Annotated in this window: 12 protein-coding genes; 10 read left to right on the top strand and 2 right to left on the bottom strand. The window is 70.4% G+C overall.

From position 1 onward, the window contains the following. Position 1 precedes the first annotated feature (1 nt). The 4 genes from VIL76_RS11080 to VIL76_RS11095 are packed head-to-tail and all read left to right on the top strand — an operon-like array spanning position 2 to position 4554. Positions 2 to 1198, top strand: a complete 1197-nt coding sequence (locus VIL76_RS11080; protein WP_332045091.1) for an AAA family ATPase — start codon at positions 2 to 4, stop codon at positions 1196 to 1198. Further along, positions 1198 to 2637, top strand: coding sequence for a CpaF family protein (locus tag VIL76_RS11085; protein ID WP_332045092.1), 1440 nt, complete (start codon positions 1198 to 1200; stop codon positions 2635 to 2637). Before VIL76_RS11080 ends, VIL76_RS11085 begins: the two co-directional genes overlap by 1 nt. Continuing rightward, positions 2634 to 3593 (top strand): type II secretion system F family protein, encoded by a 960-nt coding sequence (locus tag VIL76_RS11090; protein ID WP_332045093.1) that lies wholly within the window; start codon positions 2634 to 2636, stop codon positions 3591 to 3593. The genes VIL76_RS11085 and VIL76_RS11090 overlap by 4 nt, the downstream gene beginning before the upstream one ends. A gap of 4 nt (positions 3594 to 3597) precedes the next feature. Then, positions 3598 to 4554, top strand: coding sequence for a type II secretion system F family protein (locus tag VIL76_RS11095; RefSeq protein ID WP_332045094.1), 957 nt, complete (start codon positions 3598 to 3600; stop codon positions 4552 to 4554). Here the strand turns inward: VIL76_RS11095 and VIL76_RS11100 are convergent. After that, positions 4551 to 5630: a hypothetical protein gene (locus tag VIL76_RS11100; protein WP_332045095.1), complete on the bottom strand. Its 1080-nt coding sequence runs from the start codon at positions 5628 to 5630 to the stop codon at positions 4551 to 4553. The two genes, VIL76_RS11095 and VIL76_RS11100, sit on opposite strands and share 4 nt — an antisense overlap. 96 nt (positions 5631 to 5726) lie before the next feature. On the opposite strand from VIL76_RS11100, the gene VIL76_RS11105 reads away from it, so the two are divergent. The 3 genes from VIL76_RS11105 to VIL76_RS11115 are packed head-to-tail and all read left to right on the top strand — an operon-like array spanning position 5727 to position 8434. Further along, positions 5727 to 7022, top strand: a complete 1296-nt coding sequence (locus VIL76_RS11105; protein WP_332045096.1) for a cytochrome P450 — start codon at positions 5727 to 5729, stop codon at positions 7020 to 7022. A gap of 3 nt (positions 7023 to 7025) precedes the next feature. Next, positions 7026 to 8054: a phosphotransferase family protein gene (locus VIL76_RS11110; RefSeq protein WP_332045097.1), complete on the top strand. Its 1029-nt coding sequence runs from the start codon at positions 7026 to 7028 to the stop codon at positions 8052 to 8054. After that, complete coding sequence (locus VIL76_RS11115) at positions 8051 to 8434, top strand: hypothetical protein (RefSeq protein WP_332045098.1); 384 nt, start codon at positions 8051 to 8053, stop codon at positions 8432 to 8434. The genes VIL76_RS11110 and VIL76_RS11115 overlap by 4 nt, the downstream gene beginning before the upstream one ends. A 2-nt stretch (positions 8435 to 8436) precedes the next feature. Here VIL76_RS11115 and VIL76_RS11120 read toward each other — a convergent pair whose 3' ends face one another. Then, positions 8437 to 8862, bottom strand: coding sequence for a DUF1810 domain-containing protein (locus VIL76_RS11120; protein ID WP_332045099.1), 426 nt, complete (start codon positions 8860 to 8862; stop codon positions 8437 to 8439). Between the two features lie 107 nt (positions 8863 to 8969). Here VIL76_RS11120 and VIL76_RS11125 point away from each other — a divergent pair, with 107 nt between their 5' ends. The 3 genes from VIL76_RS11125 to VIL76_RS11135 all read left to right on the top strand — a co-directional run bounded on the left by VIL76_RS11125 (position 8970) and on the right by VIL76_RS11135 (position 12041). After that, positions 8970 to 9380 (top strand): Zn-ribbon domain-containing OB-fold protein, encoded by a 411-nt coding sequence (locus VIL76_RS11125; protein WP_332045100.1) that lies wholly within the window; start codon positions 8970 to 8972, stop codon positions 9378 to 9380. 4 nt (positions 9381 to 9384) lie between these two features. Beyond that, positions 9385 to 10527: a thiolase C-terminal domain-containing protein gene (locus tag VIL76_RS11130; protein ID WP_332045101.1), complete on the top strand. Its 1143-nt coding sequence runs from the start codon at positions 9385 to 9387 to the stop codon at positions 10525 to 10527. A gap of 110 nt (positions 10528 to 10637) precedes the next feature. Beyond that, entirely contained in the window at positions 10638 to 12041 is a 1404-nt protein-coding gene (locus VIL76_RS11135) for a CehA/McbA family metallohydrolase (RefSeq protein WP_332045102.1), read from the top strand. The last annotated feature ends 36 nt before the right edge of the window (positions 12042 to 12077 follow it).

A 12077-nucleotide genomic window follows, 5' to 3' on the forward strand; every position in this document is an offset into this window, starting at 1 on the left:
TATGCTGAAGAAAACCAAGAAGCCTGCCGACGCCGCGCCTGCCGGCCTGCGCGTGCTCGCCTTCGGCCGCTCGGTCGAGGGCCTGAGCGCCGGTCCGCTGGCCGCCGCCACCATCGTGCCCGCCGGGATCGACGAGCTGGCCAAGGTGCGCGCCTCGGGGTGCGACCTGGTGCTGATCGACGCCGACGCCTGGGAGCCGCAGCCGCTGGCCGCCGCGATCCAGGCGCTGGCCGCGACGCCCAAGCCGCCGCCGGTGCTGCTCACGGGGGAGCGGCTGCAGACCACCGTGGTGCGCAACCTGCTGCGGCTGGAGCGCTCCGACGTCCTGGAGGCGCCGTTCACCGACGAACAGGTGACCCAGGCTGTGGAAGGCCTGCTGGAAGGCCCCGCCGCGGCGCCGGCCGCGCCGAGCGCCGACTCCTCCCGCTGCTGGGCGGTGACCGGCGCGGTCGGCGGCTCGGGGGCGACGACGCTGGCCATCGAGGTCGCCACGGCGCTGGCCGCCCGCTCGGGCAAGGACAAGAGCGTCTGCCTGATCGACCTGAACCTCGCCGACGGCGCGGCCGCGGCCTACCTGGGCATGCAGGCCTCGATGCACCTCGAGGACTTCGGCCAGACCGCCGACCGCATCGACGCGGCCATGCTGCAGGCGTTCGTGACGCCGGTCTCGAAGCAGCTCGACCTGCTGGCCGGCCCGCGCTCGCCGGACGCCTTCGACGCCATCACCCGCGACGCGGTGCTGCGCGTCCTGGAGGTCGCCTGCGAGTGCTACGAGTGGGTGATCCTGGATATGCCGCGGCATCGCCGCTCCTGGACGCTGGAGGCGCTCTCCGGCTGCGACGAGGTGCTGGTGGTCTCCGAGCTGACCGTCCCGGCCCTGCTCGCCGCCCGCTCGCTGGCCGAGGAGATCGAAGAGGCGCTGGGCCACGAGCCGACGCCGAAGATCATCCTGAACCGTCTCTCCAGCCGCATGTTCGGCCCTGCGCCCTCGATGGGCGAGGCCGAGCGCGCCCTGGGCCGCAAGGCCGACGCGGGCGTGAGTTCCGACTGGGAAGCGGCCGCCGCCTCAGCGAACCTGGGCGGCCCGATCGCCCAGCACCGGCCGAAGTCGAAGATCGTGCAGGACGTGCAGAAGCTGGTCGAGCGCCTCGCCGCCGAGCCGGCGCGCAAGGCCGACATCGGCAAGAGGGCCGCCTGATGGGCCGCTTCAGCCTCGCCAAGAAGGAGCCGGTGAAGGCCGTCGAGGCGCCGCCGCCGCCCAAGCCTGCCAAGGCCGCGGAGCCGAAGGCCGTCGCGCCTGCGCCGAAGCCGCAGCCGGCGCCGGAGCCCAAGGCGAAGCCGGCGGTGCAGACGCCCGAGGCCAAGCTGCTCGACGTGCACATGAAGCTGCACGCGCGGCTGATCGACGAGCTGGACCTGTCCAAGCTCGAGAAGCTCAACGAGGCCGACCTGCGCCGCGAGGTGCTGCGACTGACCTCGGAGTTCGCCCGCGGCGAGCGCATGGCGCTCAACACCAGCGAGCTGGAGGAGCTGGGCGCGTCGATCTACGACGAGATGGTGGGGCTGGGGCCGATCGAGCCCCTGCTGAAGGACGAGTCGATCAACGACATCCTCATCAACGGCCCCTTCCAGATCTATGTGGAGCGCCGCGGCGAGCTGGAGCTCACCCCGGTCCGGTTCCGCGACAACGACCACCTGCTGCGCATCGTCAACCGCATCGTGGCTGGCGTCGGCCGCCGGATCGACGAGAGCCAGCCGATGGTGGACGCCCGCCTCCCGGACGGCAGCCGCGTGAACGCCGCCATCAACCCGATCGCCATCGACGGCGCCGCGGTCTCGATCCGGAAGTTCTCCAAGAAGCCGCTGGGCCTCGACAAGCTGGTCGAGTTCAACGCCATGCCGCAGGAGGTCGCCGACTTCCTGCACGGGGCGGTGAAGGCCCGCGTCTCGACCGTCATCTCCGGCGGCACCGGCTCCGGCAAGACCACCCTGCTGAACGCGCTCTCGGCCGCCATCTCGACCGGCGAGCGCCTGATCACCATCGAGGACGCCGCCGAGCTGCAGCTGCAGCAGCCGCACGTCGTGCGCATGGAGACCCGCCCGCCGAACATCGAAGGCAAGGGCGAGATCCGCCAGCGCGAGCTGGTGAAGAACGCGCTGCGGATGCGTCCCGACCGGGTGATCCTGGGCGAGGTCCGGGCCGAAGAGGCGTTCGACATGCTGCAGGCCATGAACACCGGCCACGAAGGCTCCATGGCCACCATCCACGCCAACAACCCGCGCGAGGCCATCGGCCGCCTGGAGCAGATGATCGCCATGGGCGGCCTCTCGCTCAGCCCCGACGCCATGCGCGCGCAGATCGCCTCGGCCATCGGCATGGTGGTGCAGGTCAACCGCCTCGCCGACGGCAAGCGGAAGGTGACCCACGTGACCGAGATCGTCGGCATGGAAGGCCAGGTGGTGCAGATGCAGGACATCTTCACCTTCAACCGCACCCACACGGGGCCGGACGGCGCTGTGCACGGCGAGTTCCGCGCGACCGGACTGCGGCCGCGCTGCCTCGACGAGATGACCCGCCGGGGCATCCCCTACGACGTCGCCAACTTCGACCCGAACCGGGCCCTGATGACGGCATGAAGGTCGACGCCAACCTGATCTTCCTGGTGATGGTCTTCGCCGCGGTGTTCGCCGCGGCGCAGGCGGCCATCGGCCTGTTCACGGTCGCCACCCAGAAGCGCAAGCTCAATGCGCGCCTGAAGGTCGCCCAGCGGGTGGACGGCGTCGCGGCCATGGTCATGGAGCTGCGCAAGCAGCGGGGCCTCAACGCCGAAGGCAAGCGGGGCGAGCGCCTGAAGTGGCTGTCGGCCCTGATCGTCGCCTCCGGCGTGCCCTACGAGCCGAAGAAGTGGGCGCTGATGTCGGCGGTCGCCGCGGTCGCCGCCGGCGGCTGCCTGGCCGTGCTCGGCAAGAACCTGCTGCTGTTCCCGCCCGTCGCCCTGATCGTGGGCCTCGGCGGTCCGATCATGTTCCTGAAGATGAAGGCCGGCGCGCGGGCCAAGGCGCTCGGCTTCCAGTTGCCGCAGGCGCTGGAGATCATCGTCCGTTCGCTGGAGGCCGGCCACCCGGTGCCGACCGCCATCTCCCTCGTGGGCCGCGAGATGCCCGATCCCATCGGCTCGGAGTTCGGCATGGCCGCCGACGAGATCTCCTACGGCGCGACTCTGCAGGAAGCCATCGAGCGCATGTCCGAGCGGTGCCAGCATGCCGACGTCGACCTGTTCGCCGCGACCGTGCGGCTGCAGGAGCGGGCCGGCGGCAACCTCACGGGCCTTCTGAAGCTCAACGCCCACACCGTGCGCGAGCGGCACAAGATGCGCCTGAAGATCAAGGCGGCGTCGTCGGAAGGCCGCGCCTCGGCGATGATCCTGACCTCGGCCCCGTTCATCGCCATCGGCTTCATCATGGTCACCTCGCCCAGCTTCTACGGCGACGTGATCCACGAGCGCTTCGTGCAGATCGGGATCGCGATCCTGGCCACGTGGATGTTCATCGGCAACCTGGTCATGCGGCGCATGATCGACATGCGGCTCTGATCCCATGGACGCTGTTCAGATCCAGAACCTGATCACTCTGGCCGGCGGCCTGATGGTGCTGGCCGCCATCGCCGGCGGCGCCTGGTTCGGCGTCATGGAGCTGCGCCTGCGCGCGGTCCGCCGCCTGCGGCTGCAGCCCCAGACGGGCGGCGGTCCGGTCGCGTCCGGGCGGCCGAAGGACCTCGGCATCGGCAAGCAGGTGCTGGGCGGCGTCCGCCGTCTCGGCCAGCAGAGCGCGGTGCGCGACCCCGCCAAGCTGTCGGCCCTGCGCATGCAGCTGATGCAGGCCGGCTTCTACAATCGCGAGGCGCCGGTCATCTATCTGGGCGTCAAGGCCGCGGCCCTGGTGATCGCCACGCTCGGCGTGATCCTCACCCTGCCGCTGATCGCCGGCGGGAAGGGCGGCATGGGCGGGCTGATGGTCGCCGTCGTTCTCTCGGGCCTCGCGATCCTCGGTCCCGAGCAGGTGCTCAAGCAGCGCCGCACGGCGCGCGAGCGCGAATATGCCGACGGCTTCCCCGACATGCTCGACCTGCTGGTCGCCTCCGTGGAAGCCGGTCTGTCGCTGGACGCGGCGGTGTCGCGGGTGACCGACGAGCTCGGCCGCCGCTATCCAACCCTGACCGTGCACCTACGCTTCCTGGTGCTGGAGCTGCGCGCCGGCCGCGCCCGAAAGGACGCCTGGACCGCCTTTGCCGACCGCCTGGGCATCGACGACGCACGCTCGCTCGCCACCATGCTGCGCCAGGCCGAGGAGATGGGCACCAGCCTGGGCGAGACGCTGTCGGTGTTCTCCGCCGACATGCGATCCAAGCGCATGCTTCGGGCGGAAGAGAAGGCGCTGGCGCTGTCGGCCAAGCTGACCGTGCCGCTGATCCTCTTCATCTTCCCCTGCCTGCTGGGCGCACTGATGCTCCCCGCCGCGGCCCGGCTGATGAAGGTGTTCTCAGGCGCGCACTAGAGCCCGTACGGCCGGTACGGCCCCAGGATCAGCTGCTCGAAGACGCCGACGCCTTGACGTTCCGGCTCGCCCGGGGCCGTCATCACGGCGCGGCTGATCGCCTGGATGTGCAGGTTCTCGATGGCGCCCATGTCCACCGCGGCCAGGTCGATGTCCTCCCGCCCGACCGCCAGCTCGCCCTTCAGCGCGCCGTGCCGCCACTCGCCGCCGTAGCCAATACCGCGCATCAGGAAGGTGGTGACGGGCTCCAGACCGATGGACGCCTCGCCGCCCTGCACGGGGATCTTCAGCGTGCCGCGCTCGGCATGGCGCGTGCCCTGGCGAAGCGAGACGTCCTCCATCCGCGCGTCATCTGCATGCCAGCCGCCGTCCGGACCCGCCCCGTCCGGCAGGATCACTGCGCGGGTGTTCCAGGCCTTGCCGTCCGGGTCGGCATTGACGTGGAAGAACACGCTCCGGTCCTCGAAATTGAGCGGGGTCCACTGCCAGAAGAAGCCGGTCAGGCCGGCCCCCGGCGTGGGCTGCGGGTCGGGTGCGCCCACCGGCCGTATGCCCCAGGAGCGGTCGCGCGAGCCGACCCAGCCCGGCGCCAGCTCGCGCCGCTCGCCGTCCACCTCCAGCCAGCCGGAGACGCGGACGTTTTGGGTCAGGCGCGTGTAGTCCATGAACAGCCGCGGGCCGATGCGCTTGACGAAGCGCGGCTCCTCGATGGGGAAGGCGCGGCCCTCGAAGGTGAGGTCGCAGGCGAGGCCCTCCGCGCGCTCCACCACCACCCGCAGCTTCTGTAGCGGCTCCAGCACCTCGATACGCACCGGGCCCACCACCAGGTCCATCCGCTCCATGTTGAGGATGCGCGAGGCGTGCAGGCAGCGCTGGACGCCGCCCTGGACGATGGAGAGGTGCGCGTCGGCCACGTTGAGGTGCGGATAGACGCCGAAGGCGATGGCGGCGAACTCCGTCCCGTCCGGCGAATAGGCGTTGAAGAAGTAGCGGTCGTAGAAATTCCGGTCCGAGCCCGAATAGGCGATCGGCTCCGGGGTCTGATGGATCGGGTAGTCGTCGCCCTTGGTCAGCATCGCCCCATCCTGCGCGGTTGACGCCCCGTCAGTCTTGCGACCGCGGGCCGGGGGGTATGAAGTGGCCCCTTAAAGGCAAAGACAAGGGAGGGGAGGATGAGCGAAGTCCTCAGCGCTCAGGACCACCGCATCCCGGGCGACGTGACCTACACCCTGGTCAATCCGCGCGCCTTCGCGGACGGCAGCATCCACGAGGCGTACAAGTGGCTGCGCGGTAACGAGCCGTTCGGCGTCGCGGAGGTGGAGGGGGTGGACCCCTTCTGGGTGACCACGCGGCACGCCGACATCCTGGAGATCAGCCGCCAGAACGACCTCTTCCTGAGCGGCGTCCGCAATCCGGTGATCACCACCCAGGCGGCGGACCGGAAGGTGCGCGAGATGATGGGCGGCTCGCCGCACCTGCTGCGCACCCTCATCCACATGGATGCGCCCGAGCACATGAAGTACCGCGTCCTCACCCAGGCCTGGTTCCTGCCGCAGAACCTGCGGGCCATGGAGGACCGCATCCGGGTGATCGCGCGCGCCGCCGTTGAACGCATGGCCGCGAATGGCGGGCGCTGCGACTTCGTGCGCGACGTCGCCTTGCACTACCCCCTGCACGTGATCATGAGCATCATGGGGGTGCCGGAGAAGGACGAGCCCCGGATGCTCAAGCTCACCCAGGAGATCTTCGGCGCCGCCGACCCCGAGCTCTCCCGCAACAACGACGCCGCCAAGCCGCCGGAGGAGCGCGAGTTCGACTTCAGCGTGATCACCGACTTCTTCGCCTACTACCGCAACTTCTCGGAGACCAAGCGCGCCAACCCCAGCGACGACCTGGGCAGCCTGATCGCGAATTCGCAGATCGACGGCCAGCCGCTCTCCGACCTGGAGGCGATGAGCTACTACATCATCGTCGCCACCGCCGGGCACGACACCACCTCGTCCTCCACCGCCGGCGCCATGTGGGCGCTCGCCGAGAACCCCGGCGAGTTCCGCAAGCTGAAGTCCGACCTGTCGCTGATCCCGCGCCTGGTGGACGAGAGCATCCGCTGGACCACGCCGGTGAAGACCTTCATGCGCACCGCCGCGCGCGACACCGAGTTCGCCGGCCGGGACGTGAAGAAGGATGACTGGATCATGCTCTGCTACGCCTCGGGCAACCGGGACGAGGCGGTGTTCGAGGACCCCTTCCAGTTCCGCGTCGACCGCAAGCCCAACCGGCACCTGGCGTTCGGCTACGGCGCCCACCTGTGCCTGGGCCAGCACCTGGCGAAGATGGAGATGCGCATCCTGTGGGAGGAGCTGATCCCGCGCCTGGAGAGTGTCGAGCTCGACGGCGAGCCGGCGCAGAGCGAGGCTGTGTTCGTCAGCGGCCTGAAGCGGCTGCCCATCCGCTTCAAGATGAGCTGAGGCTTGGCCCACCCGCTGGAGCCGAGGATCGCGGCCTACCTGGCGGCGAAGATGCCGGACGCAGCCGATCTGGCCGTCACGGGGCTGGAGCGGATCGCCGGCGGGGCGAGCCGCGAGACGTACCGGTTCGTGGCGCGCTGGACGCATGACGGGGTTCCCCGCGAGCGGCGGATGATCTTGCGGCGCGACCCGCCGGCCAGCCTGATCGCCACCGAGCGCCGGATCGAGTTCGCCGCCTACCGCGCCTTCCACGGCTCGGCCGTGCCGGTGCCCGAGATGCTCTGGCTGGAGGAGGACCCCGCCCACCTGGACCATCCGTTCTTCGTGGCCGAGGAGGTCGCGGGCTTCCAGGCCTCGCCGCAGGTGCTGTTCTCCGGCGCCTATGACGCCGTCCTGCCGAGGCTGGCCGAGCGCAAGTGGACGATCCTGGCCGAGATCGCCCGCGCCGACCCGCACACGCTGGGCCTCACCGAGGTGATGGGGGCGCCGGCGCCCGAGGACTGCTGGCGCCGCGAGCTGGGGTACTGGGAAGCCGCCCTCGACCGCGACGCGGCCGAGCCGCTGCCGATCGTGCGCGCCGCCATCCGCTGGCTGAGGGCCAACCCGCCGCCGCCGGCCCAGAAGGTCAGCGTCGTCCACGGCGACTACCGGACCGGCAACTTCCTCTTCGATCCGGCCGGCGAGATCCACGCCGTGCTGGACTGGGAGATGGCCCACCTGGGAGACCCGCTGGAGGACCTCGCCTGGGGGCTCAATCCGGTGTGGTGCTTCGGCCGCGGCGAGCTTGCGGGCGGACTCTGCGACAAGGGGACCGCCATCGGCGCCTGGGAGGCGGCCAGCGGGCTGACGGCCGACCCGGCGGCCCTGCACTGGTGGACCCTGTTCAACTGCGTGAAGGGCCAGGCGATCTGGGTGGGCTCGGCGCGCGCCTTCCTCGACGGCGGCAACAGGGAGCCGATCATGGTCTATCCCGCCTGGTGGCTGACCAACGCCCAGGACCGGGCGATTCTGAAGGTGATGGGGCGGCTATGACCCCGTCCGTCCCCGCCGTCCTGGCCGAGCTCGCGAACGTGGCGATGCGCTATGCCGACCCTGCCGCCCCGCCAGCCGAGCGGGCCTCGAACCTGATGCTGACGGCCGCCCTGCTGAACCTGGCCGCAGAGGTGTTCGACGGCGCGGCCGCGCGGCTGGTGGACGAGAACCGGTCCCTGCGCCAGCTGCTCGGCGTCGAAGGCGCCGACTATGACCTGCGGGTCTCCGCCCTCAAGTCCGCCAACCACGTGCTGAGGGCGCAGCTGATCGAGGCCCATGCGGCCGCCGAGGCCGCCGACGACCAGGCGCGACAGGACGCCATCTGGGCCGAGCTCAAGGCCTCCACCGAGCGGCGGAAGCTGTCGGTCTCGCTCGTCTGAACTCAGTGCTCGAGCAGTTGCACGGTCAGCGGGTCGGGCTCTCCGTTGAAGTACTTCTCCAGCGCCTGGGCGAATATCGGCTCGCGCGGCACGGCCCGGGAAAACAGGGTCAGGCACGAGCGGAGCTTCAGGTCGTCCGGGCTGCCGAAGATCTCGTGGGCGGTACGGAAGTGCACGTACGTCAGCGCCCGCACGCAGGCGACCAGGCGAGCTCCCAGGATCGCGTGGTCGAAGTAGGCCTGGGCGTCGGCGAGGCCGGAGAGGCCGTAGTGCCTGGCCCTCTCGCTGCGCCCCAGGGCGGCAAGCTGCGGGAAGACGAACCACATCCAGTGGGTCTGCTTCCGCCCGGCGCGGATCTCCGCGAGCACGGTGGAATAGACCGGCGCCTGGGCGGTCAGGAACCGCTGCGGGTCGAAGGAATCGCTCAAGGGAAACTCACGCCTGCGGTCTGCCAGCGCGGAGGCTTATCGACAAGCGCGGCCGTCTCGGCTTTGCTGCCCGCCTTTCCGAGCCAGCCATTTCCAGGACGCCATTGATGCCACCACGGATGCTGCCCGAGCCCACGCCGGAGACCCGGCATTTCTGGGACGGGTGCAGGGAAGGCGAGCTTCGCCTTCAGCGCTGCACCCAGTGCGGAGGCGGAAGCTACTTCCCGCCGCGGCCCTTCTGCCCGAAGTGCGGCAGCCGCAAGGTGGAGGTCTATCCGGCCAGCGGCCGCGCCGTCCTATGGTCCTACGTCATCAACCACCGCCCGCGCCCGGACATGGGGACCGAGCCCTACGCCATCGCCGTCGTGCAGCTGGAGGAAGGGCCCAGGATGATGACCAACATCGTCAATTCCCCGCAGACCCCGGAGGCGCTGCAGCTCGACATGCCGCTGAAGGTGACGTTCGCGAAGCAGACAGACGACATCACCCTGCCCCTCTTCGAACCGGCGGGGGCCTGAGGTCATGAAGCAGAAATCCATCGCCGTCGTCGGCGCGGCGGAGACCACCCGGCTCGGCAAGATCCCGGACATGAGCGTCATAGGCCTGCACGCCGACGCGGCGCTGAACGCCCTGGCCGACGCCGGCCTCAAGCCCTCCGACATCGACGGCGTCGCCACCGCCGGCGAGAGCCCCACGGCGCTCGCCCACTACCTCGGCATCACGCCCACCTGGGCGGACGGCACCAGCGTCGGCGGCTGCTCCTTCATGCTGCACGTGCGCCACGCGGCGGCCGCCATCAACGAGGGCCTCTGCACCAGGGTGCTGATCACCCACGGCGAGAGCGGCCGCAGTCGGGTGGGGGCGGGCCGGTTCGGCATGGCGCCGTCCAGCCTGAACGGCCAGTTCGAGATGCCCTACGGCCCGGCCGGCCCGCCGACGATGTTCACCATTCCCGTGCTCCGCTACATGAAGACCTATGGGGTCACGGAAGAGGACCTCGCCAACGTCGCGGTGATCCAGCGGGAATGGGCGGCGAAGAACCCGCGCGCTAGCTTCCGCGACCCGATCACCGTCGACGACGTGCTGGGCTCCGACATGATCGCCTGGCCGTTCCGCAAGCTGATGTGCTGCCTGGTCACCGACGGCGGCGGGGCGCTGATCCTCACCTCCGCCGACCGCGCCCGCGACTTTCCCCAGAAGCCCGTCTACATCCTGGGCACAGGCGAGAGCGTCGAGACGCCGATGGTCAGCCAGATGGAGGACTTCACCTCCTCGAAGGCCTTCCGCGTCTCCGGCAAGAAGGCCTTCGAGGAGGCCGGCATCAGCCACGCCGATGTCGACCACCTGATGATCTACGACGCCTTCGCCCACCTGCCGCTCTACGGCCTGGAGGACCTGGGCTTCTGCAAGCCCGGCGAGGCGAAGGACTTCATCAACGAGCGGAACACGGCCATCGGGGGCAAGCTGCCGCTCAACACCAACGGCGGCGGCCTCTCGTACATGCACTCGGGCATGTACGGCATGTACGCCCTGCAGGAGAGCGTACGGCAGATGCGCGGCACGGCGCCGGCGCAGGTGGAGGGCGCGAAGATCAGCATCGCCCACGGCGTGGGCGGCATGTTCGCGGCCTCGGGGACGATCGTCTTTTCCAACGAGGCGCCCTGACCGGGCCCCTCCAGCGCCTGATCTGGAGCGCGGCGGCGCTGGTCGCTGCGCTCCTGCTGGCGTGGCCGGCGGCCGCTCAGCGCACCGCCGACCTGACGCTGACCGGCGTGATGACGCACGCCGACCACCAGACCTACCGCGAGGTTCCGTTCCGCGTTCCGCCCGGGGTGACGCGGCTAACCATCCAGTTCGCCTACACCGGCCGTGAGCAGCGCGCCGTGATCGACCTCGGACTCCGTGATCCGCAGCGCTTCCGCGGCTGGAGCGGCGGCAACAAGAGCCGGTTCACGATCAGCGAGGCCGAGGCCACGCCGTCCTACCTGCCCGGGCCGCTGCCGTCGGGCGAATGGAAGCTGGTGCTGGGCGTGCCCAGCGTGCGCGAGGGCGTGCGCGCCGAGTACACCGCGCGCATCTGGTTCGAGCGCGATATGCGGTTCGCCGGCTTCGCCGAGGGGCCCCTGAAGACCGGCCCGGCCTGGTACCGCGGCGACCTGCACATGCACACCGCCCACTCCGACGGGAGCTGCCCCTCGGCGAGCGGAAAGAAGGTCCCCTGCCCGGTCTACCGGACCGTGGAGGCCGCATCCGCGCGGGGCTTGGATTTCATCGCGGTCACGGACCACAACGCCACGTCCCAGAACGCCGCGCTGCGCGAGCTGCAGCCCGCGTTCGACAAGCTGCTGTTGATCCCCGGCCGCGAGGTGACCACCTTCCAGGGCCACGCCAACGTCTTCGGCCCCAGCGCCTTCCTCGACTTCCAGCTCACCTCCAAGCGCGCGCCGACCATGGCGGTCGTTCAGCGTCAGGTCGCCCGCGCCGGCGGCGTCTTCTCGGTCAATCATCCAGGCCAGCCCTCGGGCGCGGCCTGCATGGGCTGCGGCTGGACGTCGAAGGACACCGACTACGCCGCGGTGCAGGCCGTCGAGGCGGTGAACGGCAGCTCCATCGGCCAGTACGGCGGGGCGGAGGGGCCCACCTCCGGCATTCCGTTCTGGGAGGCGCGGCTGAGCGAGGGCTTCCGGATCACCGCCATCGGCGGCTCGGACAACCACGACCCGACCATCGCGCCTCTCAATACCAACGCCATAGGCCTGCCCACCACCGTGGTGCGCGCGGAGAACCTGTCGCAGGAGGCCATCCTGGCCGGCATCCGCGCCGGTCGCGTCTTCGTCGACGTCACCGGCAGCCGCGACAAGCTGCTCGAGGTGACCGCGCAGGCGGCCGGCCGCAGCGCCGAGATGGGCGGCGCGCTCGAGGCCGCCGCCGGCGCCGCCGTCCGCCTGTCGGCGCGCGTCGTCGGGGCGGCGGGCGGAACCGCCCGGGTGGCCTGGAACGGACCTGCCTTAGGCGCCGCGGGCGAGCAGCGGCTGTCAGGCGCAGACCAGACCGTCGCCTTCCAGCTGGCCGGCGACGGCCGCCCCCGATGGTTGCGCGTGGACGTGCGCGGTCCCGACGGCTCGCTGTGGCTGCTCGGCAACCCGATCTTCCTCAATCCGGCCGCTCCAAGCCCCTGATCACCCTGCGGAACGACAGCCAAGCTTCGTGAGTTG

Origin of the sequence: Phenylobacterium sp. (genome assembly GCF_036563285.1) — a bacterium.
Classification (GTDB): Bacteria; Pseudomonadota; Alphaproteobacteria; order Caulobacterales; family Caulobacteraceae; genus Phenylobacterium.

Excerpts from the sequence above, each read along its gene's own strand:
- VIL76_RS11130 (WP_332045101.1), top strand. The coding sequence starts at position 9,385 with ATGAAGCAGAAATCCATCGCCGTCGTCGGCGCGGCGGAGACCACCCGG.
- VIL76_RS11080 (WP_332045091.1), top strand. The coding sequence starts at position 2 with ATGCTGAAGAAAACCAAGAAGCCTGCCGACGCCGCGCCTGCCGGCCTG.
- VIL76_RS11090 (WP_332045093.1), top strand. The coding sequence starts at position 2,634 with ATGAAGGTCGACGCCAACCTGATCTTCCTGGTGATGGTCTTCGCCGCG.
- VIL76_RS11105 (WP_332045096.1), top strand. The coding sequence starts at position 5,727 with ATGAGCGAAGTCCTCAGCGCTCAGGACCACCGCATCCCGGGCGACGTG.
- VIL76_RS11135 (WP_332045102.1), top strand. The coding sequence starts at position 10,638 with ATGACGCACGCCGACCACCAGACCTACCGCGAGGTTCCGTTCCGCGTT.
- VIL76_RS11100 (WP_332045095.1), bottom strand. The coding sequence starts at position 5,630 with ATGCTGACCAAGGGCGACGACTACCCGATCCATCAGACCCCGGAGCCG.
- VIL76_RS11115 (WP_332045098.1), top strand. The coding sequence starts at position 8,051 with ATGACCCCGTCCGTCCCCGCCGTCCTGGCCGAGCTCGCGAACGTGGCG.
- VIL76_RS11095 (WP_332045094.1), top strand. The coding sequence starts at position 3,598 with ATGGACGCTGTTCAGATCCAGAACCTGATCACTCTGGCCGGCGGCCTG.
- VIL76_RS11085 (WP_332045092.1), top strand. The coding sequence starts at position 1,198 with ATGGGCCGCTTCAGCCTCGCCAAGAAGGAGCCGGTGAAGGCCGTCGAG.
- VIL76_RS11125 (WP_332045100.1), top strand. The coding sequence starts at position 8,970 with ATGCCACCACGGATGCTGCCCGAGCCCACGCCGGAGACCCGGCATTTC.